At 62.4% G+C, this 21,038-nt stretch carries 22 protein-coding genes; 12 read left to right on the forward strand and 10 right to left on the reverse strand.

Features of this window, described 5'->3' with window-relative positions; translation table 11 throughout:
• Positions 1-49 precede the first annotated feature (49 nt).
• The 3 genes from AC0L2X_RS02955 to AC0L2X_RS02965 all read right to left on the reverse strand — a co-directional run bounded on the left by AC0L2X_RS02955 (position 50) and on the right by AC0L2X_RS02965 (position 1,837).
• Positions 50-277 (reverse strand): glutathione S-transferase family protein, encoded by a 228-nt coding sequence (locus AC0L2X_RS02955; RefSeq protein ID WP_473554335.1) that lies wholly within the window; start codon positions 275-277, stop codon positions 50-52.
• Entirely contained in the window at positions 274-669 is a 396-nt protein-coding gene (locus tag AC0L2X_RS02960) for a glutathione S-transferase N-terminal domain-containing protein (RefSeq protein ID WP_473554337.1), read from the reverse strand. Before AC0L2X_RS02960 ends, AC0L2X_RS02955 begins: the two co-directional genes overlap by 4 nt.
• Positions 670-763: 94 nt before the next feature.
• Complete coding sequence (locus tag AC0L2X_RS02965) at positions 764-1,837, reverse strand: pyridoxal-phosphate dependent enzyme (RefSeq protein ID WP_473554338.1); 1,074 nt, start codon at positions 1,835-1,837, stop codon at positions 764-766.
• Between the two features lie 88 nt (positions 1,838-1,925).
• On the opposite strand from AC0L2X_RS02965, the gene AC0L2X_RS02970 reads away from it, so the two are divergent.
• The 7 genes from AC0L2X_RS02970 (at position 1,926) to AC0L2X_RS03000 (ending at position 8,056) form a co-directional block, all read left to right on the forward strand.
• Positions 1,926-2,408: an Lrp/AsnC family transcriptional regulator gene (locus tag AC0L2X_RS02970; RefSeq protein ID WP_473554341.1), complete on the forward strand. Its 483-nt coding sequence runs from the start codon at positions 1,926-1,928 to the stop codon at positions 2,406-2,408.
• Between the two features lie 275 nt (positions 2,409-2,683).
• Entirely contained in the window at positions 2,684-3,346 is a 663-nt protein-coding gene (locus tag AC0L2X_RS02975; protein ID WP_352566463.1) for a TetR/AcrR family transcriptional regulator, read from the forward strand.
• A 111-nt stretch (positions 3,347-3,457) separates the two neighbouring features.
• Complete coding sequence (locus AC0L2X_RS02980) at positions 3,458-4,321, forward strand: TauD/TfdA dioxygenase family protein (RefSeq protein ID WP_352683794.1); 864 nt, start codon at positions 3,458-3,460, stop codon at positions 4,319-4,321.
• A 24-nt stretch (positions 4,322-4,345) separates the two neighbouring features.
• Positions 4,346-5,293 carry a carbohydrate ABC transporter permease gene (locus tag AC0L2X_RS02985; RefSeq protein WP_473554344.1) on the forward strand — a complete coding sequence of 316 codons (948 nt, stop codon included), beginning with the start codon at positions 4,346-4,348 and terminating at the stop codon, positions 5,291-5,293.
• On the forward strand, positions 5,283-6,119 hold the full coding sequence (locus AC0L2X_RS02990) for a carbohydrate ABC transporter permease (protein ID WP_352566469.1): 837 nt from the start codon (positions 5,283-5,285) through the stop codon (positions 6,117-6,119). The genes AC0L2X_RS02985 and AC0L2X_RS02990 overlap by 11 nt, the downstream gene beginning before the upstream one ends.
• A gap of 28 nt (positions 6,120-6,147) precedes the next feature.
• Positions 6,148-7,437 carry an ABC transporter substrate-binding protein gene (locus tag AC0L2X_RS02995; RefSeq protein ID WP_473554346.1) on the forward strand — a complete coding sequence of 430 codons (1,290 nt, stop codon included), beginning with the start codon at positions 6,148-6,150 and terminating at the stop codon, positions 7,435-7,437.
• A 64-nt stretch (positions 7,438-7,501) separates the two neighbouring features.
• The gene (locus AC0L2X_RS03000) at positions 7,502-8,056 is read left to right on the forward strand and encodes an aromatic-ring hydroxylase C-terminal domain-containing protein (RefSeq protein ID WP_473554347.1); all 555 of its coding nucleotides are present in this window, start codon (positions 7,502-7,504) and stop codon (positions 8,054-8,056) included.
• Between the two features lie 194 nt (positions 8,057-8,250).
• Here AC0L2X_RS03000 and AC0L2X_RS03005 read toward each other — a convergent pair whose 3' ends face one another.
• Complete coding sequence (locus AC0L2X_RS03005) at positions 8,251-8,760, reverse strand: phosphatidylglycerophosphatase A family protein (protein WP_473554350.1); 510 nt, start codon at positions 8,758-8,760, stop codon at positions 8,251-8,253.
• A 239-nt stretch (positions 8,761-8,999) separates the two neighbouring features.
• Here AC0L2X_RS03005 and AC0L2X_RS03010 point away from each other — a divergent pair, with 239 nt between their 5' ends.
• A complete protein-coding gene (locus AC0L2X_RS03010; RefSeq protein ID WP_352566476.1) occupies positions 9,000-9,626 on the forward strand; it encodes a CDP-alcohol phosphatidyltransferase family protein in 627 nt (208 codons plus the stop codon).
• 59 nt (positions 9,627-9,685) lie between these two features.
• Here the strand turns inward: AC0L2X_RS03010 and AC0L2X_RS03015 are convergent, their stop codons facing one another.
• The 6 genes from AC0L2X_RS03015 to AC0L2X_RS03040 all read right to left on the reverse strand — a co-directional run bounded on the left by AC0L2X_RS03015 (position 9,686) and on the right by AC0L2X_RS03040 (position 15,075).
• Entirely contained in the window at positions 9,686-10,705 is a 1,020-nt protein-coding gene (locus tag AC0L2X_RS03015; RefSeq protein WP_473554352.1) for an LLM class flavin-dependent oxidoreductase, read from the reverse strand.
• A gap of 151 nt (positions 10,706-10,856) precedes the next feature.
• A complete protein-coding gene (locus AC0L2X_RS03020; RefSeq protein WP_473554354.1) occupies positions 10,857-11,063 on the reverse strand; it encodes a hypothetical protein in 207 nt (68 codons plus the stop codon).
• 18 nt (positions 11,064-11,081) lie between these two features.
• Positions 11,082-12,224, reverse strand: a complete 1,143-nt coding sequence (locus AC0L2X_RS03025; protein ID WP_473554357.1) for a DegT/DnrJ/EryC1/StrS family aminotransferase — start codon at positions 12,222-12,224, stop codon at positions 11,082-11,084.
• A gap of 252 nt (positions 12,225-12,476) precedes the next feature.
• The gene (locus tag AC0L2X_RS03030; RefSeq protein ID WP_473554358.1) at positions 12,477-13,400 is read right to left on the reverse strand and encodes a carbohydrate kinase family protein; all 924 of its coding nucleotides are present in this window, start codon (positions 13,398-13,400) and stop codon (positions 12,477-12,479) included.
• On the reverse strand, positions 13,397-13,843 hold the full coding sequence (locus AC0L2X_RS03035) for an RbsD/FucU family protein (RefSeq protein WP_473554360.1): 447 nt from the start codon (positions 13,841-13,843) through the stop codon (positions 13,397-13,399). The genes AC0L2X_RS03030 and AC0L2X_RS03035 overlap by 4 nt, the downstream gene beginning before the upstream one ends.
• Before the next feature lie 2 nt (positions 13,844-13,845).
• Positions 13,846-15,075 carry an ROK family transcriptional regulator gene (locus tag AC0L2X_RS03040; protein ID WP_473554363.1) on the reverse strand — a complete coding sequence of 410 codons (1,230 nt, stop codon included), beginning with the start codon at positions 15,073-15,075 and terminating at the stop codon, positions 13,846-13,848.
• Between the two features lie 229 nt (positions 15,076-15,304).
• On the opposite strand from AC0L2X_RS03040, the gene AC0L2X_RS03045 reads away from it, so the two are divergent.
• The 4 genes from AC0L2X_RS03045 to AC0L2X_RS03060 all read left to right on the forward strand — a co-directional run bounded on the left by AC0L2X_RS03045 (position 15,305) and on the right by AC0L2X_RS03060 (position 20,922).
• Positions 15,305-16,321 (forward strand): sugar ABC transporter substrate-binding protein, encoded by a 1,017-nt coding sequence (locus AC0L2X_RS03045; RefSeq protein ID WP_352665933.1) that lies wholly within the window; start codon positions 15,305-15,307, stop codon positions 16,319-16,321.
• Positions 16,322-16,410: 89 nt separating this feature from the next.
• Complete coding sequence (locus tag AC0L2X_RS03050; RefSeq protein WP_352566490.1) at positions 16,411-17,493, forward strand: ABC transporter permease; 1,083 nt, start codon at positions 16,411-16,413, stop codon at positions 17,491-17,493.
• Complete coding sequence (locus tag AC0L2X_RS03055) at positions 17,490-18,278, forward strand: ATP-binding cassette domain-containing protein (RefSeq protein ID WP_352665846.1); 789 nt, start codon at positions 17,490-17,492, stop codon at positions 18,276-18,278. Before AC0L2X_RS03050 ends, AC0L2X_RS03055 begins: the two co-directional genes overlap by 4 nt.
• Positions 18,279-18,453: 175 nt before the next feature.
• On the forward strand, positions 18,454-20,922 hold the full coding sequence (locus tag AC0L2X_RS03060; protein WP_473554366.1) for a glycogen/starch/alpha-glucan phosphorylase: 2,469 nt from the start codon (positions 18,454-18,456) through the stop codon (positions 20,920-20,922).
• The last annotated feature ends 116 nt before the right edge of the window (positions 20,923-21,038 follow it).

The raw sequence follows: 21,038 nt of genomic DNA on the forward strand, positions 1-21,038 counted from the left end.
TTGGCTGGTGAGCGGCACATACTGGATTTCGAAAGCCTGGCGATCGATATCAATCTCGCGTGTCGCCGCCGTAGGGTGTGGCACGCATTGAAGGGCGCTCCACGAAGGATCTATACCATTGTTCCAGTCGTGGCCTTCCCTGCAAGAAGTCGGGCAGTCCGCGGAATTCCAGCCAGGTTAGGCAAGTGGCTAGCGCGATGTGGCCGATATGGAGCGGCGCGTCGAATTCGACCTCGCGTTCCACGAAGTCATAGGATTCGATAAGCTTCATCGTCATGCCTGCGCCCAAGGCGGGATAACGCAGATGTTGAGGGCGGCGCTCGTTTTCCCAGCGAATGGAAATGCCTGCATCGCACATGCCGCCGGCGAGCGCCTGGAGGCGCGCAAGGCGGACCATTTGGCCCGCCCTGTCTCGGGGATGAGCCGACGATTGCTTTCGAGATTGTCGAGATAGTCGCAGATTACGCCCGAATCGAAGATCGCATAGCCGTCATCGAGAATGAGAACGGGCACCTTGCCAAGCGGATTGATCGCAAACACATCATCGTTGCGATTGATGGGGCTCGTCTCCTGATGAATGACGCGCAGACGTCCGGCAAGCCCAGCCTCGTGGGCAAAGACCAGAACCTTGCGCGCGTAGGGGGAGTGGGTCTGGTAGATAAGCTTCATGGACCCGTTCTGCGTTGGGTCTGGAACGCGGCCATCTGAGCAGTCCGTGGCCCAGCCGCTCTTCTGCTCAATAGTCCCGGGTCCGGCGCCATCGTCATGCGTCCTTCTCCAGTTCGGCCTCGGTCACGATGATCAGCACCCGGCTCGATCGGTCGAGCGCAAGCTCCTGCGACCGGCCGGAAGCCGCGACGGCTGTGGCGAGACCAGCGAGGCCGGCGGCACCCGACGGGGTTGTACCTGGACCGTTTGCCTCGCGAAGCCGGCTCTTCGCGTCGGCAAGCGCCGCTTCGGACACGGTTATGACCCGAGCGTTGCCTTGGCGGAGTACGTCGAGCGCCGATGCGGCTGCTTCGCCACAGGCGAGCATGTCCGCCGACGTCTTGAGATCGCCGGATATCCGCACCGACCGTCCTTGCGACAGCGCGGCCGCGACGCAGGCTGCGGCCTCTGGTTCTACGACGACGATCATGGCTGGAGGCATCAGCCAGTCCTTCAGCCCAGTCGTCAGGGCGGCGGCAAGTCCACCGACACCGGCCTGCACGAAAAGGTGGGTTGGCCTCAGATGGCCGGTCTCGTCGACCTGGCGACGGATTTCCGCAGCAAGCACGCCATAGCCAGCGACGACATCAGCGACAGCTGGGTCATCCGGGTCGCTCGAGGTGTCGGCAACCAGAATGCCTTCTCCAGCGCGGGCCGCCGCAGAGGCTCGATCCACCGCATCGTCATAGGTGCCGTCGACCCACACGATTTCAGCGCCTTGGGACTCGATACGCCGCACTCGCGCTGCAGGAACGCCCGTGTGGAGGTATATTCTTGCCCTCCCGCCGGCAAACTTCGCCGCCGCCGCAACGGCAAGTCCGTGATTGCCGGCGCTGGCCGTGACTAGCGCCGGCAGCGGCGTCTGGCCCCGCTCTGGATCGAGCAATTCATCGATATCCATCCCGGTAGTGCGAGCGAGAGCGCACAGACCGGCATACGTGCCGCCGAGGGACTTGAAGCTGCCCAGGGCACGGTGGCCCTCGTTCTTGGCAAGCACCTGGGTCACATCCAGGCTCGCAGCCAGGTTTGGCAGGTCGAGCAGCGGTGTCGGTGCATAAAACGGCGACAGGCGCTGTAACAGCGCCGCAATGAGATCGGGGCCAAGGCCCGGCTGTGTGTCTGTGGTCATGAGGCGAAAATTCTATTCCGGAAACGATGCCGCTTGGCGCCTATTGTCGTTGCCCAGCTGCCTGATTTCGTCATAGATGCCTGTCCTCATGACGAAAACTGCCGCCCTCGATCGCTTCGACCATGTGCTGCTGTCGCTGGTTCAGCGCGACAACCAGATCCCGGCGCGGCGTCTCGCCGAGCAGGTCGGGCTTTCCCAGAGCGCGGTCCTGCGCCGCCTGCGCCGGCTGCGAAAGGATGGCGTGATCGCAGCAGACGTTGCCGTCGTTCGTCCGGCGGCCGTAGGCCTGCCGCTGACCGTCCATGTGCTCGTTTCCCTGGAACGGGAGAGCGCTGTCGAGTTGGACGCCTTCATCGGCAAGCTCCGTGGGCGCTCGGAGGTTCGGCAGGCCTGGTATGTCACCGGTGAAACCGATTTCGTGCTTCTCCTGCAATTGCCGGGGATGGAGGCGTACGATGTCTTTGCGCGGGAGGTCTTCCACGCCGATTCAAACGTGAAGGCGTTCCGCACCATCGTGACAATGCGGGAAGTGATCGGCGCAGCGGATGCGCGGCCGCTATCCACTGCCTGAGTTTGCGGCGTGTCGCCAGCAAGCTGATTGGGCCTGCTTTGACCCGGAATTCTCAGTCGAGGGCGCGAACCCGATTGAAGTTCGATACAGGCATCCCGTATCTGCTCACCCGCCGCACCGCGCTAATGGCTGCCGCCAAGATGCTTCGCGAATGTCTGCACCTGGCGCAAATTACTTCCACTCGTGCGTAGAAGAATATCCATGTATGAAACGAGGGGGTGCAGCCCGCTCCCCTATACTGATCGTCCAACGGCGGCATGAATTTCGGAAGGGATATGAGAGCCAACACTTCAGGATCTCCCGGCGATGAGGCGCACTCTACCCGCAGCAGAATCAAAGAGGTCGCGGCCGAGTTCTATGTCCTGCGCGGCCACGATGGTTTCAGCTTCGGCGATATAGCGACGGCGATCGGCACGACCCGCGCCAACATCCATCATCACTTCGGCAACAAGCGTCAGCTGATGGAGGAATTGATCGCCGACTTCGCCGCCAACGCCGAGGCCCGGATCAAGCGCTTCTGGACGACTCCCGATATCCGGTTCTTCGACCGACTCGATATGCAGCTCGAGGATCTGCGCCGTTTCTACGAACGTTTCAACGCTGAGAAGGGAGCCCGCAATATGTGGAGCCCGCTTTCGCGCCTTCGCCACGACCTCCCGGTTCTCGGCGAACCAGCGGAACGTGCCCTGGAGCGCGTCAACCGGGTCTATGATCAGAGCCTGCGTCATGCGGTGGACCAGGCGGTGAAGGACGGAGAGCTTTCCTCCGACACACTCAGCGACGAGCTCGTGCACATGCTGCGCATTACCCTTCTGTCCTGTCCACCGATGACGCAGGACACCGGAAGCTTCGACGAGGTCGCCAGGACCTTCGCAGCGCTCGCCGCGATCATCCGCGCCGCGTGGCAGGATGCGGGAAAGGGCTCGGGTCGAGGCTAGACATCCGGTGGATCAAAGCGAGGGTGAGTTGACAGCCTTTCGCTTTCGAGTTACTTACTTGCAGGTAAGTCAGCCCTTGATGGCGACGAGACGCGTATTAGGGAGGATCACGTGCTGCGCGATGATGCATTCACCCGTTTCGAGGTCAGCCCCTTCACTGGAGCGCTCGGTGCAGAAATTCGTGGGATCGATCTGGTGAGCGCGAGCGAGGATGCTTTCCAGGACGTTCGCCGCGCGCTCTACAAGTATCATGCGCTCGCCGTGCGCGATCAGGAGCTTGACGCCGCCGGCGTCCACAAGGTCGCCCGCCGGTTCGGACCATTTAGCGGTAATCCGGTGCACACGCCGATCGACGGCTTCGACGATATTGTGCGGTTCGTGCGCGAGCCGGACGACACGGGCAAGGTGATCGGCGAGGACTGGCACATGGACCTCGCCTGGCTACCGAAGCCACCGGGCATTACGATCCTCTACGGTGAGGAGGTGCCGCCGGTTGGCGGCGACACCTGCTTCTCCAGCCTCGAGAAGGCATATGACTCGCTTTCGCCGCGACTGGTCGAGATCCTGCAAGGGCTGACGGGCGTCCATAGCGGCCGCGGGGTCTTCGCCATCAACGCAGCCCATAGCCGGCTCGGCGTCAAGGCCGATGTCGAGGCGATCGAGAATGCCGTCGTCGAGCATCCTGTGATCTGTCGCCACCCCGAGACTGGCCGGCGCTATGTCTTCGTCAGCAGCGTGATGACCAATTTTAAGGGGATGACGGAGGAAGAAAGCAAGCCGATGATCGACTTCCTGATGGCGCGGGCTGTCCGGCCCGAATTCAACTGCAGGCTGCGTTGGGAACCGAAGACGCTCGGTATGTGGAACAACCCCCATGTCCTGCACACCGCCATCAACGATTACCCCGGATACCGCCGGGTGATGTACAGAACAACGGTGGAGGGCACCGTTCCACTTGCCGCCAGGGACGGCTGACGCGCAACCGCTTAGGGAGGAGCAATGGCATTTGGTTCCGAGGCGTCTGTCGGCCACAGGGGGGAAGGGGCGGCGGAAGCGGCTGGCGAGACCAAGAGGCGGCGCTTCGCGTTTTCGCCTGCCTACCTCTATGCGACGCCCGTGCACCTCCTGGTGCTTGGGATCATCGTGCTCCCCGCCATCTTCGTCCTGTGGCTGAGTTTCGAAGCCTCGTCATTCGGCCAATCGGCGACCTTCGTTGGGTTTGATAACTATATCCGCGTCCTCACCGATCCCTATTTTTGGCGTTCGGTCTGGAACACGGTCCTCGTCGTCGCTGTGGCGGTTCATATCGAACTGCTGCTCGGCCTTGGCCTGGCCCTGCTCTTCGCCTCCGGGCTTCCCCTCCAGCGCGTCATGCTCGTCGTGGTGCTCGCTCCCTACGCCATCAGCGAGGTGACGGCGGTCGCAATGTGGCGCTTCCTGTTCGATCCGGACGTCGGCCCGATCACGCTGATGCTGCGATACACCGGTCTGCCGACGCTCGACTGGACGTTTATCCCTTCTCACGGCCTCATCCTCGTCGCCCTGCTCACGATCTGGCTGCACCTGCCATTCACATTCATCATCCTGTATGCGGCACGGCTCGCGGTTCCGAAGGAGCTCTACGAGGCTGGGCGCACCGACGGAGCCAATGGGTTCCAGCTCTTCCGCAACATCACGCTGCCGCTTCTGGCGCCAGCGATGCTGATCGCGCTGCTCTTCCGCTACATCTTCGCCTTCCGCCTCTTTTCCGAAGTCTGGCTCCTGACCCAGGGCGGCCCGGCACGCACGACCGAGGTCGTTTCCGTTTATCTTTATCAGGAAGGCTTCCGCTACAACTCGTTCGGCACGGCGGCGGCGACGGCGTGGATGATGGTCGTCATCTCGCTGCTGCTTGCGACTGGCTATGTATGGCGGCTGCGCAAGGAATCCGTGGCCAATGCGTTCTAGGCGTCTCGCCATCGGTGCCGGAAAGATGCTCGCTGTTGCGGCAATCGTCGTCTGGTCACTGCTTCCGATCGGCTTCATTGTGCTCTCGTCGTTCAAACCCGGTCGCGAGATTTTCGCGGTTCCACCGGAGCTCTTCTTCGAACCGACCTTCGAGCACTACGCCTCGCTGTGGCAGCGCTGGCCGGCCTTTTTCGACGGGCTCGTCAACAGCCTGATCATCACCACCGGGGCGACGGCGCTTGCCGTCATGGCAAGTCTGCTCGCCGGTTTCGCCTACTCGCGCTATCGTGGCGTCCGTTTCCTGGAAGGATCGGTGATGTTTCTGATCGGATCGCGGCTGATCCCGCCGATCGTCGTGACGCTGCCACTGTTCCCGGTCGTCAATCGGCTCGGGCTCAATGACACCCATCTGGTGCTGATCCTGCTCTACGCGACCTTCTTCGTCTCGCTCGGCACGCTCCTGATGCGAACGTTCATCGACCAGGTACCGCGCGAACTCGACGAGGCGGCCGTCCTCGACGGCGCGCGGCCGCTGACGATCCTTGTGAAGATCATCTTGCCGCTCGTAGCGCCCGGCATGCTCGCTGTCGCCGTCTTCGTAGTCGTCTTCGCGTGGAACGAGTTTCTGTTCGCCTATATCTTCACCGCCAACCACGCCAAGACCGCGCCTCTGGTCCTTTCGGAGATGATCAGTTCGATCGACGGCGTCGACTGGGGCGTGCTCTTTGCGGCCTCTACCGTCCAATTGCTGCCGGTTCTCGTCTTCGTGGTCCTGATGAACCGGTTTCTCGTCGCCGGATTGACCGCCGGCGCGACCAAGGGGTGACGACGTCACCGAGAAAGGGAGGAAGACAATGCCTTTGCACATGACACGCAGAGCCCTGCTGACGACCGCGATGGCCGTCGGCGCGACGAGCGCCTTGGGTCGGTTGGCCCATGCCCAGGTAAAGACGCTGAACGTGCTTTGCCATCGCGTCCACCAAGCCAACCTGACGACCGGCGCCGCCGGCAATGTCATCAAGCCCTGGGAGGACAAGAACAACGCCCAGATCTCCTGGACGACGCTCGACAGCAATCCGCTCCAGGACCGGCTATTCCGGGAGGCGAGCCTGAGCGAGACCGACTTCAACGTCGGCTATGTCATCGACAACCGCATGACGTCGCAGATCGCCTCGCTGTTCGAGCCGCTAGACGATCTCCGGAAAGCCGAGCCGATCGAGGATTTCGACGATATCGCCGAGGGCCTGCGCCAGTCGATGATCGTCGGCGGCAAGCTCGTCGGCGTTCCGGTGCGCCATGCTACGCAGGGGCTTTTCTACAACGAGGAGCTGCTTCAGGAGGCCGGCATTTCGGCGCCACCGAACACGCTGGAGGAACTGGTCGAGCAGGCGAAGAAGCTGAGCTTCACCTCCAGGTCCGGCACGCCCGTCGTCGGCATGATCCTTGCGAGCGACCTCGCCGTCTTCCCGGTCATGTTCGCCCGCGCCTTCGGCGGCGATTTCATCGACAAGCAGTTCAAGGTGGTCCCCGATCCGGAGGCGATGGAAAAAGGCCTGTCCGTGCTTGCCGACCTCTTCAAGGCCGGCGCGCTCCCCCGCAGCTATGCCACAACGCGCAACGACGACATGGTGACGTGGATGCAGCAGGGGCGCGCTGCCTTCGCGGTGCTGCCTTTCGCCCGCTACGCGCAGCTCAACAACAAGGAACAGTCGACCGCACCGGGAAAGATCAAGGCAATCGAGTTCCCCGGCTCCAAAACCCTCGGCAGCGGTCACGAAATGCATCCGGTCGTCGAATCCTGGGCGATGGCCATTCCCGCCAATTCGACGGACAAGAAGCTCTCCTGGAGCTACATCCGCTTCGTAGCGAGCAAGGCCGCCACACTCGACATGGCGCGCAACGGCAATGGCCCCGTCCGCACCTCGACCTATGCCGAGCCGTCGTTCGCCGGGTCGCTGCCGCAGGCGAAGGTCGAGGCTGCCGCGCTCGCCAAGGCGCGACCGGCCTTCCCGGCTTTTCCCGAAGCCGCTCGCGCTCAGTCGACGTTTCTCGAGGAGGTTCAGCTTGCTGTCCTCGGTCGCAAGAGCCCGAAGGAAGCGGTCGCCGCCATTGTCGATCGCGTCAAGCCGCTGATGCCAGCGTAATCGTATGGGTCACCTCGGCAAGTCGCCTGGTGACATGGAGCGCCGGCCGGTCATCGAGGCTACGTTGGCGCAAGCGCTCGCCCGCCTACAGAAATGGTTCGACAATCCGTCGAAGCGGTTGCCTCCTCCGGTTGCGATCGTCCAGGATTACGACGTGGTATTTGGCCAACGCTACACTGCAGGCATCGTGGCTCGGGAATCCACGCCGGACGATCACCCGTTCCAAAAATCCACGGAGCTGTCGGGCCGCTCTGGGACGCGTTTACCGCATTTCGCGGTCGAGCGCGCCGGCCAGCGGATTTCGAGTCTCGATTTGTGCGATCGCGATCTTCTTCTCCTCTGCGCCGACGAAGCATGGTGTCGGGCCGCTGACGCCGTAAGCCAGCGCTTCGGAATGCCGCTGACCTGCCACGCCTTGGGTGCCAATGGGGAGCTGGTTGACTTGGACCATCGGTGGCCTTCCGCGCTCGGGGTTGAAAGCGGCGGTGCTGTCTTGGTCAGGCCGGACGGCTTTGTCGCATGGCGGTCATCGCACGGTGTGCCTGATCCCGTACAGGTGCTGATCGAAACACTTGACGGGTTTGGTTTCCGTACGCAGGCACACGAACACCATCGGTGAGCGGCGCGGATGCCTCCCGCGTTCCGATGCCCAGGGCGCAGACGGCCAGCGCACGAAGCCTGGCTGCTACGACTTCCTTGCCGATCCCATCGCCTGGAATGGCCGCGATCCTGTGGCTTCGCATCGGTCCGGTCTCCGCTTGTGTCGCTAAACTCCGATGGACCACCGTGGCCTTGGCGGGCCGAATGTCGCCGTTACCGCAAACGGTCAATCAAACCGTTCAGCAGGAGCAGCAACGGCCCAGCGACGACAGCCGCGGCAGCATCGTCCAGCATGATGCCGGCCCCACCCCTTATCTTGTCATGCATGATACGGATGGGCCAAGGCTTGACGACGTCGAAAAACCGGAAAGCAAGGAAGCCTGCTGCCCACCAGAGTGGGTCGAGTGGCAGCATTGAAAGTGTCACGGCGGCGCCGAAGGTCTCATCGATGACGACGATCTGCGGGTCCTCCGTCCCGGTTCGGAAGATAACATGCGATGACGCCCACACGCCGACGGCGAACAGGGCCGCATAGGCAAGCACGGTCAGCCAAGGCGATGTTGGTACCAGAGCCGCGGCAACAGCCACCCCAACCATTGCGCCCGCTGTACCCGGCCATATTGGAGATAATCCCGCGCCAAGAGAGGTCGCGAGCAGGTAGGCAAACTTGGGTGAAAATTTATGCATCGAGTTTTCGGCTGGCTTCCGACGGATGGCAAGCAATCATAGTCACATCGTTCGGGTGCGGCCGCCAGACCGCCGGTCGATTTGCTCCGTCGGCTTGGCGAGCACCTTAATCCGTCGGCCGCATTCGCCAAAAAGAAATCGCTGTTGCGGCGGGTTGAGAACGTTGCTGAGCCAGTTCTCCGTCTGCGTTGACCAAGTCGAACGGTAGCGACGGTGGAACAAACCCGCAAATTGCTGGTAAAGCTCGGTGAAACGACATCATCAGAGGAACCGCCATGATCGCCGGTCTCATGAAAAGTCGCATCGACCCGCTATGGGAGCAGGCCGCTTCTCCCCTGATCGGGATCGGCATGACGCCGAACCAGGTTACGGCCAGCGGGCTCGTGCTCGTCGCTTTGTCCTCGGCGGCCTACGTCTACCACCATTCAAGCCTTGCCTTTGGCCTTTGCCTGGCCTTTGCCTTCACCTTCGATGCGCTGGACGGTGCGGTCGCCCGCCGGACAAACATGAGCACCAAGGCCGGCGGCTATTTCGATGCCGTCGTCGACCGCTATCAGGAATTGGCCGTCTTTGCGGCAATCGGCTGGGTCGCCGATCTGTGGGCGATCGCAATGTTCGCGTTCGCCGGCGGGATACTCACAAGTTATGCCAAGGCGCGGACGGCGCTGGAAATCCCTGTGGAAAACCACGGTTGGCCGGATTTCTTCGAGCGGATGGAACGCCTGGTGTTCATTTGCGTGCTGCTCGCCGCCGACGGAGTCGCTACCGCCATGGGCGCGGCTTCTCCCTGGATTCTGGCGGGTGGGTTCGTGCTGTACGCAGTGCTGGCCAACGCCACAGCGCTGCAACGGATCAGTCGCGCATTAGCGATGCTGAAACGAGCCGACGGGAAGCAGCAGTGAGACCGCTAGAACGCGAGCATCGTATCGACCGCCGTGAGCTTTTCCAACAAAGTCGCGCGTCAGCGCCAGCCCAAGCCGGGGGCGACATGGGTCAGGATCGCCTCGATGACGTGGGCATTGTAGTCGACGCCGAGCTGGTTGGGGACGGTAAGCAGCAGCGTATCGGCCTCGGCGATGGCTTCGTCGCCCTTTAGCTGCTCGATCAGGACGTCCGGTTCGGCGGCATAGGAGCGGCCGAACACCGCGCGTCTGTCTGCCTCGATATAACCGAAATGATCTCCGCTCTGGTTGCCGCCGAAATAGCCCCGGTCGCGATCGTCGACCAGCGCAAAAATGCTCCGGCTCACCGATACCCGCGGCTCGCGCGTGTGTCCGGCCGCCTTCCAGGCCTCACGAAAAGCCCGGATCTGTTCGGCCTGCTGGATGTGAAACGGCTTTCCGCCTTCGTCGAATTTGAGCGTGGAGCTCTGCAGATTCATCCCCAGTTTCGCAGCCCATTCTGCGGTGGCGTTTGTGGCGGCGCCCCACCAGATGCGCTCGCGCAGGCCCTCCGAGTGCGGCTCGACGCGAAGCAGGCCGGGCGGGTTGGGAAACATCGGCCGCGGGTTGGGCTGCGCAAAGCCTTTGCCCAGCAACACTTCGAGCAGCACTCCGGTGTGTCTGCGGGCCATGTCGGCATCGCTCTCCCCCTCTTGCGGGGCGTAGCCGAAGTAGCGCCATCCCTCGATTACTTGCTCCGGCGAGCCGCGGCTGATGCCCAGCTGCAGACGCCCTCCGGCGATTAGATCGGCGGCGCCGGCGTCCTCGGCCATATAGAGCGGGTTCTCGTAACGCATGTCGATCACCGCCGTGCCGATCTCGATTCGGCTGGTCTTCGCCCCAACCGCTGCCAGCAGCGGGAAGGGCGAGGCGAGCTGGCGCGCGAAGTGATGCACGCGGAAATACGCGCCGTCCGCACCCAGCTCCTCGGCCGCGACGGCCAGCTCGACGGACTGCAAAAGCGCATCGGATGCCGTCCGCGTCTGCGATTGCGGCGAGGGCGTCCAGTGCCCGAACGAGAGGAAACCAATCTTCTTCATGAAATAGCCAGCCTAGAGGGAAGACAGGTGCAGACTATGCTTCGGCGCAGAGCAAAGCATCCCGAAATCGATACCGGCGGCCCAGAGGTGAGCGGTCCGTTGTTGATCAGCGATGCCGTCAATGGCGAGCCTGTTGCCGGCGCGAGCGCATCTAGGAAGGTGCCGCGAACGCGAGCACTATCGCGATGAGGATCAACAGCGGCCCCATCCATTTAAAATGGGTTCCAAAGTTGGTCCACCATGCCGACAGTTGGCCGGGGCGAGCTTGAGAGGGGTCCGGGAAAAATCCGAAGCCGACGCCAGCCATCCACAACCCGGCGCAGAACATGATGAACTCGTCGATGTAATCCGCGACCACGCTTCGAAACTTTCGGATTCATGCCGCCGCTACATGTGCCGAATTCGAGCCGATATAGTTACGGATCGTTTCGATGATCCGGTCCTGGTCGGCCTCGCTCAGATAGGGATGCATCGGCAGGCACAGGATGCGCTTCGGCAGCTCTTCCGAAACGACAAGGCCGGTCGGCGTGCGCGGAAAGTCGCGATAGGCAATCTGGCTGTGCAGCGGTTTCACATAATAGATAACCGACGGAATGCCCTTTTCGCCGAGATGTGCCTTGAGCCCGTCGCGTTTCGGCGTTTCGATGGCGTATTGCGCCCAGGCCGAGCGGCCGCCGCCCAGATTGCGCGCTGCCTTGACGATATCGCCGAGACCTTCGGCATAGCGATTAGCGACCGCTTGCCGCGCCACCATCTCGTCCTCGAGGATGGCCAGCTTCTCGATCAGGATCGCCGCCTGCAGGGTATCGAGCCGCGAGTTGATGCCGACGCGGACATTGTCATATTGCGTCTCGCCCTTGCCGTGAAAAGCGAACGAGCGCAGCTGTTCGGCCAGCGCATCGTCATTGGTGAACATCGCGCCGCCGTCACCATAGCAGCCGAGCGGCTTTGCCGGATAGAAGCTGGTCGAGCCGACGGTGCCGAACGAGCCGCACATCTTGCCGTCAGCCGAGCCGCCGGTCGCCTGCGCGGCATCCTCGATAACCATCAGGCCTTCGCGATTGGCGATGGCCATGATCGCCTCGTAATCGGCGGCGAGGCCGAACAGGTCGACGGGAATGATTGCCTTCGGCCTCAGCCGGCCCTCCGCCTTGATCATGGCGATTGCCGCCTCGAGGCTGGCGATGTCGATATTGTAGCTGTCAGCATCGACATCGACGAACACCGGTTCGGCCTTGGTCAGCGCCACCACTTCGGCCGTGGCGGCGAAGGTGAAGCTCGGCACGAACACCGCGTCGCCCGGGCCGATGCCAGCGGCAAACAGCGGCAGCAGCAGCGCATCGGTGCCGTTGGCGCAAGCGACGACATGCTTGGTGCCGATATAGGCGGCGAGCTTGTTTTCGAATTCGGTGACCTGAGGTCCGAGAATATAGCGGCCCTCGTCGACAACCCGGTCGATTGCCGCTTTCAGCCTGTCGCGGATGCGTTCGCGCTGCGCGCCAAGATCGATGAACTGCATGTCGGCCTCAAACCGTTTTAGTCAGATAACCGGCCGCTGGTAGCAGACTTGGCACGGCCGAGAAAGCCGCAGGGCAAAACCCTGAATTGCTCAAGTGTCGCAGCCTGTTACCTCTAATTTCCGATCTGCCCTCTTAAACGCGGGAAATCCGGGCTTCGGCCGGCCTGATACAGGCTTCGCATCCCGCCCGCCAGGCTGGGCGAAACATAAAGTGATCGCCGGTGAGCAGTCCATGGGCTGCGCACCGGCCGGTCAGGCGAGTTCATGCCGCCATGGCGGATTGGCGCCGGCCCGCGATACCGTCACCGCCGCGGCCTTGGCGCCGAGCGTCAGCGCCTTTTGGATGGCGTCTTCGGGTAAACTGGCGATTGCCGTCTTCGAGAGCAGACCCTGTTCGTGCAAGGAGGCAAGAATGCCGGCATTGAATGTGTCGCCGGCGCCGACCGTATCGACCACCTCGACCTTGTCCGGGACGACGGTGACCCGGTGCTGGCTGCTATAACCGACCGCGCCCTCGCTGCCATGGGTGACGACGATCAGCTTCGGACCGCGGTCCAGCCAGTTGCGGACCACGTCCTCATGCGAGCCGGCTTCGCCGAACCAGTTCAGATCCTCGTCCGACAGTTTCACGATGTCGGCCATCGCCATCATGTTGCGGATGCGCCTGAGGTGCTTGGCCTTGTCCGGAATGAAGTTTGGCCGGATGTTGGGGTCGAGCATCATCACGCGGCGCTCATGCTCGCGTCGCATGAACTCCTCATAGGCCGACCCGGCCGGTTCCGAGATCAGGCTGATGGCGCCGAACAGCATGGCCTCGATCTCGCTGCCGAGTTCCGGCAGGTCCTCGATGGTCAGCATGCGTCCGGCGGTGTTCTCGTCGTAGAAGGTGTAGGTCGCCTGGCCGTTCGTGAGGCGCACGAAGGCGAGCGTGGTTGGCCGCGGCGAGGTGTGCGCATAGGTGGAACTGACCTTGCTGGCTCCCAGCGCCTCCCTGAGCTGGCTCCCGAACAGATCCGACGACAGGCCGGAGAAGAAGGCAGCGGGCGCGCCGAGCCGGCCAAGCGCAATTGCCGAGTTGAAGACGGCACCGCCGACATAGGGCGCAAAGGCAGGCTCGCCCTCCGTCGTGGTCCGCGGCAGCATATCGATCAGGGCTTCGCCGCAGCAGAGGATCATGAAGTCTTGCTTTCCGGCGGATAGATCACGCCCTTGCGAATGATGATGTTGGCATAAAGCCGCGGCTCGCTCGTCGCGACGATTGCGTGCGCGGCCTTGACCCGTGCATAGAAGTCGGCACCGGCAAGCGCAACCACCTTGCGGCCCGGCGCACGCCTGGCGCAGATCGCTTCCATTTCATGGTGAACCGGATCGGCGAGCAGCGGATCGCCTTTGGCCGAGGCGCGAAACAGCGCCTGCGGCACGGCGTCATCGACCGGCAACACGCTCAGTACCGCATCGAGCACGGGGACGAGATGATGACCGTCGGCGCGGATCAGCCGCCGTGCCTGCTGCTCGGCCGGGTAGTTGCCGTCGACCAGCGCGATCTCGTCGCCATGTCCCATGGCGCGCAATATCGCCAGAAGCTCCGGGCCGAGCAGCGCCGGGATGCCGATCAGCATTTTCAGAAGCTCCGGGAAATCGTGGTCGAGCCGATGAGGAAGCGCTCCGACAGCGGCAGGCTGGCGCCACCCAGCGCCCGCGCATGGATGCCGACGGTTCCCTCGCGAACGGCCGGCAGCCTCAGGCCTTCGCCGTCGATCCGGCCGATGGCCTGAATAACGGCATCGACAAGCCGCCTGCGCACGGCGAGCGGCATCCATCCGTCGATCACCGCGGCTTCGAAGTCAATGACTGAGGACGCCGCAACGATGGCATAGGCGAGCGCCTGCGAGGCGCTGGCGATCCAGTCGTCAAGCTCGGCGCCGATCTCGCCCCAATCTCCCGGTGATGTCCACAGATGCGAGGCCTCGACGCCGCGCGCGTTGAGCGCCTTTTCCAGCATGGCGATCGACGCCACGTCGATCAACTGCGTCGGCTTGCCGTCCGGCCCGGGCACCGGCATCGAGCCCAGCGCGCCGGCATTGCCGGTTGGGCCGCCAAACAACCGGCCGTTCAGCACGATGCCGCCGCCGGCAAAGGCGCCGATATAGAAATAGACGAAATCGCGTGCCGTACCCGCCGCGTGGCCGAACACGAGCTCGGCGCCGCAGGCCGAGGTGGCGTCGTTCTGCAGATAGACTGGAAATTCGCATTGCGCCTGGATGTCGGCGCGGATGTCGCGATGGCGCCATTCGTCCATGATTTCGCGCGGTGCGCCGGCGGTGTCGGCCCAGTTCCACAACTCGAATGGCATGGCGATGCCAAGCCCGGCGATGCGTTTGTCTTGCGCAGGGGTGAGTTCGCCGCGCATCTTCTTCATGCCGCTTGTGACGAATTCCACCGTCTCGCGCGGGGCGGGGTAGCGGTAGGAATGCTGCAGCATCGAGCGCACATTGCCGAGGAAATCGATCAGCACCAGCTCGGCGCTGCGGCGGCCGATCTTCAGGCCGATGAAATAGGCGCCGTCGGGATTGAGCGCCATGGGTATCGAGGGCTGGCCGATCTTGCCGCGCAACGGCGCCTGCCGGACGAGCAGGTCGTCCTCCTCCAGCTCGCGCATGATGACTGATACTGTCTGCGCCGAGAGCCCGGTCATACGTGCGATGTCGGATTTGGCCAGGCTGCCGTGCTGGCGCACGAGTGAAAGCACTAGCCGCTCATTGTGGTCCCGCATGCCGCTTTGATTGGTGCCGCGGTGCAGACGGCTTTCGGCCGCATCGGGCGAGCCGTGCCTCGTAATGCCGGTCTCCACCCTGTTTCCTCCCGTCGTTTCCCCTCAATGCTTTTGGTCTAGAGTGAGTGAACAATCCTACGTTGTCAATAATAAATAAGAGTGATTTAATTATTGACAGTGCTGGCGGACTGGTGTCTCTTGAGGTCGGCGCCGACACTGGGAGATTTCGTCGGACGCGCTGCAGATGCCGGTTGGCCGGCATCCTAAATGGTTCCATGGGAGGAAAATCGTGACCACGTCAAAACTGTTGAAATCCACCGTGTTTGCCGCGGCCGGACTGAGCCTGATGGCCTTTGCTTCGACCGCGTCCGCAGCCAATGTCAGTGCCTGCCTGATCACCAAGACCGACACCAACCCCTTCTTCGTCAAGATGAAGGAAGGTGCCGCGGCGAAAGCCAAGGAAATCGGTGTCGATCTGAAAGCCTATGCCGGCAAGGCGGAAGGTGACAATGAGGGCCAGGTTGCGGCGATCGAATCCTGCATCGCCGACGGCGCCAAAGGCATTTTGATCACCGCCACCGACACTGCGGCCATCGTGCCGGCGGTGAAGAAGGCGCGCGATGCTGGAGTGCTGGTGATCGCTCTCGACACGCAGCTCGAGCCTGCCGATGCCGCGGATGCGACGTTTGCGACCGACAATTTCAAGGCCGGCGAGCTTATCGGCTCCTGGGCAAAGGCTACCTTGGGCGACAAAGCCAAGGATGCGCACATCGCCTACATGGATCTGATCGCCAGCCAGCCCTCCGTCGACGTCCAGCGTGACCAAGGCTTCATGAAGGGCTTCGGCATCGACCTCGGCGATCCCAAGAAGATCGGCGACGAAACCGACGCACGCAACGTCTGTCACGATCTGTCGAGCGGCAATGAGGATGGCGGGCATACTGCCATGGAGAATTGCCTGCAGAAGGATCCGGATATCAACGTCGTCTACACCATCAACGAACCTGCGGCCGCGGGCGCCTACCAGGCGCTGAAGGCCGTCGGCAAGGAGAAGGACGTCCTGATTGTCTCGGTCGATGGCGGCTGCCCCGGTGTCAAGAACGTTGCCGAGGGCGTGATCGGCGCCACTTCACAGCAATATCCACTGCTCATGGCCTCGCTCGGCATCGAAGCGATCAAGACCTTTGCCGACACGGGCAAGAAGCCGGAGCCGTCGCCCGGTCTGGATTTCTACAACACCGGCGTCACGCTGATCACCGACAAGCCTGCCGCCGGCATCGAATCCATCGACACGAAGCAAGGCCTCAGCAAGTGCTGGGGTTGATTTGATCCCCTGATCGGCTCAACTTCAAAACAACAATAGAGAATGTGGAGCGGTTTCGGCCGCTCCACATCACAGGCGGGGAGGCCGACTTGAGCGTCGAAACAACCAGGAGCAAGGGACCGCAGGAATTCGAGACGGTCCTGGCCGCCAGCGACGCCAGCGTCGCTTCATTCGAGACGCATTCCCGCTCGACATTGGAGAGCATCCAGCACCGCTTGCACAAAAGCCCCGCCATGGTGCCGCTGATCATCCTGCTCATCTCGGTGGTTCTGTTCGCAGTCGTCGTCGGTGGCCGCTTCTTTTCTCCCTTCACCCTCACCCTGATCCTCCAGCAGGTGGCGATAACAGGCATGGTCGGCATCGCGCAGACACTGGTGGTGCTCACCGCTGGCATCGACCTGTCAGTCGGCGCCATCATGGTGCTGAGCTCGGTTGTTATGGGCCAGTTTGCCATGCATTACGGTGTTCCAGCGCCGGTCGCCGTTGCCGTCGGGCTGCTTGTCGGCGCGATTTGCGGCTTGATCAACGGCATTCTCATCGCCTGGGTGAAACTGCCGCCCTTCATCGTGACGCTCGGCACCTGGTCGATCTACGCTGCCATCAACTTCATCTATTCCGGCAACGAGACCATCCGCAGCCAGGATCTCGAGGCTACGGCACCGCTGCTGCAGTTTTTCGGCGGCTCGTTCAGGATCGGCGGCGCCGTCTTCACCTATGGCGTGCTGTTGGTGCTGATCATGGGGGCAATTGCCTGGTACGTGCTCAATCACACGGCATGGGGCCGGCATGTCTACGCGGTCGGCGACGACCCGGAAGCCGCGGAATTGTCGGGGGTGCGCGTCAGCCGGATGCTGGTCACGGTCTATACGCTGACTGGCATCATTTGTGCCATCGCCGGCTGGGCCTTGATCGGACGCATCGGATCGGTCTCGCCGCAGGCCGGGCAGTTCGAGAATATCAATTCGATTACCGCCGTGGTGATTGGCGGCACATCGCTGTTCGGCGGCCGCGGTTCCATCCTCGGGACCATCTTCGGTGCGCTGATCGTCGGGGTGTTCGCGCTCGGCCTCAGGCTTTGGGGGACAGATCCCCAATGGACGCAATTGTCCGTCGGCGCCCTTATCATCATCGCTGTTGGTATCGACCAGTGGATCAGGAAGATCTCGGCATGAACCAGACTCAGGAACCGATCCTTACCGCTCGCAGCCTGGTCAAGCGCTATGGCCGCGTCACCGCTCTCGACAGCGCCGACTTCGATCTCTATCCGGGCGAAATCCTTGCTGTCATCGGCGACAACGGCGCCGGCAAGTCGTCGCTTATCAAGGCGATTTCCGGAGCCGTCACCCCCGACGAAGGCGAGATCCGGCTTGAAGGCAAGCCTATCGCCTTCAAGTCGCCGATGGAGGCCCGCGAGGCCGGCATCGAGACGGTCTATCAGAACCTGGCTCTGTCGCCGGCGCTGTCCATCGCCGACAACATGTTCCTCGGCCGCGAGATCCGCAAGCCGGGCTTTCTTGGCAGCTGGCTGCGCATGCTCGACCGTCCGGCGATGGAAAAGCGCGCCCGCGACAAGCTCACCGAGCTTGGCCTGATGACCATCCAGAACATCAGCCAGGCGGTGGAAACGCTCTCGGGCGGCCAGCGTCAAGGTGTGGCGGTGGCGCGCGCCGCCGCCTTCGGCAGCCGGGTGGTGATCATGGATGAGCCGACGGCGGCACTTGGCGTCAAGGAGAGCCGGCGCGTGCTCGAATTGATCCTCGACGTGAAGAAGCGAGGCCTGCCGATCGTGCTGATTTCACACAACATGCCGCATGTCTTCGAGGTGGCGGACCGCATCCACATTCACCGGCTCGGCCGCCGCCTCTGTGTTATCGATCCGAAGCAGTATACCATGTCCGACGCGGTCGCCTTCATGACCGGCGCCAAGGTGCCGCCGGAAGCGGCGCTGGCGGCTTGAGCAAGAAGTTGAGGCCCATCGCCCAGGGGCCCAAATTCGCTGTTTCAAAATACCAAATTGCCGCAGGGCAACCCGGCTTGCGGTCGCCTGAATCGATTGAACATTCGGTGAGATGCATTAGCATTGGCAAAGATGGTGAAAGCCGCATGATCCTGGCAACGTCACGAGAGGCAGCATGACGCGCGCGATGACAACCGAAGCTCCTCTGCCCACGCTCGAAAACCCGGATCCCAAGACGCTCGCCGAGGAAGTCTTGCAGGCCCTCAAATACAGAGTCGGCAAGGGCATCAACGTTGCAACCCAGTACGATTGGCTCACCGCCTCGATCAAGGTTGTGCGCGACCGCATTGTCGATCATTGGATGCAGGCGACCCAAGAGGCCTACGCCCAGCAGGAAAAGCGCGTCTACTACCTGTCGCTGGAATTCCTTATCGGCCGCCTGATGCGCGATGCCTTCTCCAATCTCGGCTTGATGGACAATATGCGCGAGGCGCTGTCGTCGCTTGGCGTCGACCTCGACATCATTGCAGCGCTCGAACCGGACGCTGCCCTTGGCAATGGCGGGCTTGGCCGGCTCGCCGCCTGCTTCATGGAAAGCATGGCTACCGTCAACATCCCGGCGCATGGCTACGGCATCCGCTACGCCAACGGCATGTTCCGGCAGGAGATCCATGACGGCTGGCAGGTGGAACTGCCCGAGACGTGGCTCGATCACGGCAATCCCTGGGAGTTCGAGCGCCGCGAACGTTCCTTCGAGGTCGGCTTCGGCGGCTCGGTGGAATCGATCACCTCGAAGGACGGCAGGCTCGAGCGCCATGTCTGGAAGCCGACCGAACATGTTCTGGCCGTTGCCTATGATACCCCGGTGGTTGGCTGGCGGGCCAACCGCGTCAACACGCTGCGTCTGTGGTCCGGCATGCCGGTCGACCCGATCCTGCTCGACAAGTTCAACGCCGGCGATCACATCGGCGCGCTCGCCGAAAGCAACAAGGCCGATGCCCTGTCGCGCGTCCTTTACCCCGCCGATTCCCACAAGGCCGGCCAGGAGCTGCGGCTCAGGCAGGAGTATTTCTTCTCCACCGCCTCGCTGCAGGACATCGTCCAGCGTCATCTCAGCCAGTATGGCGACCTGCAATCGCTGCCCGACAAGGCGGCGATCCATCTCAACGACACCCATCCGGCGATCGCCGTAGCCGAGCTGATGCGCCTGTTGATGGATGTCCACGGCATGGATTTCGATCAGGCCTGGAGCATCACCAAGCGCACCTTCGGCTACACCAACCACACGCTGCTTCCCGAAGCGCTGGAAAGCTGGCCCGTGCCGCTGTTCGAGCGGCTGTTGCCGCGCCACATGCAGATCGTCTACGCCATCAACGCCGAGGTGCTGCTCGAGGCGCGCGCCTCCGACCAGTTCTCGGACGAGCAGATCAGCCGCATCTCGCTGATCCAGGAAAATGGCGATCGCCGCGTGCGTATGGGCAACCTGGCCTTTGTCGGCTCGCACTCGATCAACGGCGTGTCGGCACTGCATACGGAATTGATGAAGGAGACAGTGTTTGCCGACCTCCACAGGCTCTACCCGGATCGCATCAACAACAAGACCAACGGGATCACACCGCGGCGCTGGCTGATACAGTGCAATCCCGGCCTCACGGCACTCACCCGAGAGGCGATTGGCGACGGCTTCCTCGACGACATCGACGAGATAAAGCGGCTTGATACTTTCGCCGAGGACGCCGCCTTTCGCGACAAGTTCGCTGCCGTCAAACGGGCGAACAAAACGAGGCTTGCCAATCTCGTTGCCGCCCGGCTCGGCATCAAGGTCGACCCCTCGGCGCTGTTCGACATCCAGGTCAAGCGCATCCACGAATACAAGCGTCAGCTCTTGAACATTCTAGAAGCGGTCGCGCTTTACGACCAGATTCGCTCGCATCCGGAGCGCGACTGGATGCCTCGCGTCAAATTCTTCGGCGGCAAGGCGGCGCCCAGCTACCACAACGCCAAGCTGATCATCAAACTTGCCAACGACGTCGCCCGGGTCATCAACCGCGACCCGGCGGTGCGCGGCTTGCTGAAAGTGGTATTCGTGCCGAACTACAATGTCAGCCTGGCCGAGATCATGATGCCGGCCGCCGATCTTTCGGAGCAGATATCGACCGCCGGCATGGAAGCGTCCGGCACTGGCAACATGAAGTTCGCGCTGAACGGCGCGCTGACCGTCGGCACGCTCGACGGCGCCAATGTCGAGATCAAGGAATGCGTCGGCGATGACAACATCTTCATCTTCGGCCTGACCACAGAGGAAGTCGCCGAGCGGCGCAATAATGGTTACGATCCGCGCGCCGTGATCGAGGGATCGCCTGAATTGGCGCAGGCGCTGGCCGCGGTTTCATCCGGGGTCTTTTCGCCTGACGATCCGGACCGTTATCGCGACCTGATCAACGGTCTTTACCAGAGCGACTGGTTCATGGTCGCCGCGGATTTCGATGCCTACGCCGCCACCCAGCGCGACGTCGATGCCGTCTGGCGCAACAGCCCGGACTGGTACGCCAGAGCCATCCGCAATGTCGCGCGCGTCGGCTGGTTCTCGTCCGACCGCACGATCCGCCAATATGCGAAAGACATATGGCACGTGCCCGCCTGATATGATTGCATGAGGCCACGAACAATGTGGTCCTAGTGGAGTGGATTTGACCCTCGCATCCCTTGGAGGGTCAGGCGGCATGCGAATGTCGAATTCAAAACTCACTAGAAACATAC

Source organism: Mesorhizobium sp. WSM4828, from assembly GCF_055811175.1.

Coding starts and splice junctions, on each gene's coding strand:
- AC0L2X_RS02955 (WP_473554335.1), bottom strand. CDS start 277: ATGACGATGAAGCTTATCGAATCCTATGACTTCGTGGAACGCGAGGTC.
- AC0L2X_RS02960 (WP_473554337.1), bottom strand. CDS start 669: ATGAAGCTTATCTACCAGACCCACTCCCCCTACGCGCGCAAGGTTCTG.
- AC0L2X_RS02965 (WP_473554338.1), bottom strand. CDS start 1,837: ATGACCACAGACACACAGCCGGGCCTTGGCCCCGATCTCATTGCGGCG.
- AC0L2X_RS02970 (WP_473554341.1), top strand. CDS start 1,926: ATGACGAAAACTGCCGCCCTCGATCGCTTCGACCATGTGCTGCTGTCG.
- AC0L2X_RS02975 (WP_352566463.1), top strand. CDS start 2,684: ATGAGAGCCAACACTTCAGGATCTCCCGGCGATGAGGCGCACTCTACC.
- AC0L2X_RS02985 (WP_473554344.1), top strand. CDS start 4,346: ATGGCATTTGGTTCCGAGGCGTCTGTCGGCCACAGGGGGGAAGGGGCG.
- AC0L2X_RS02990 (WP_352566469.1), top strand. CDS start 5,283: ATGCGTTCTAGGCGTCTCGCCATCGGTGCCGGAAAGATGCTCGCTGTT.
- AC0L2X_RS02995 (WP_473554346.1), top strand. CDS start 6,148: ATGCCTTTGCACATGACACGCAGAGCCCTGCTGACGACCGCGATGGCC.
- AC0L2X_RS03010 (WP_352566476.1), top strand. CDS start 9,000: ATGATCGCCGGTCTCATGAAAAGTCGCATCGACCCGCTATGGGAGCAG.
- AC0L2X_RS03015 (WP_473554352.1), bottom strand. CDS start 10,705: ATGAAGAAGATTGGTTTCCTCTCGTTCGGGCACTGGACGCCCTCGCCG.
- AC0L2X_RS03025 (WP_473554357.1), bottom strand. CDS start 12,224: ATGCAGTTCATCGATCTTGGCGCGCAGCGCGAACGCATCCGCGACAGG.
- AC0L2X_RS03030 (WP_473554358.1), bottom strand. CDS start 13,400: ATGATCCTCTGCTGCGGCGAAGCCCTGATCGATATGCTGCCGCGGACC.
- AC0L2X_RS03035 (WP_473554360.1), bottom strand. CDS start 13,843: ATGCTGATCGGCATCCCGGCGCTGCTCGGCCCGGAGCTTCTGGCGATA.
- AC0L2X_RS03055 (WP_352665846.1), top strand. CDS start 17,490: ATGAACCAGACTCAGGAACCGATCCTTACCGCTCGCAGCCTGGTCAAG.
- AC0L2X_RS03060 (WP_473554366.1), top strand. CDS start 18,454: ATGACGCGCGCGATGACAACCGAAGCTCCTCTGCCCACGCTCGAAAAC.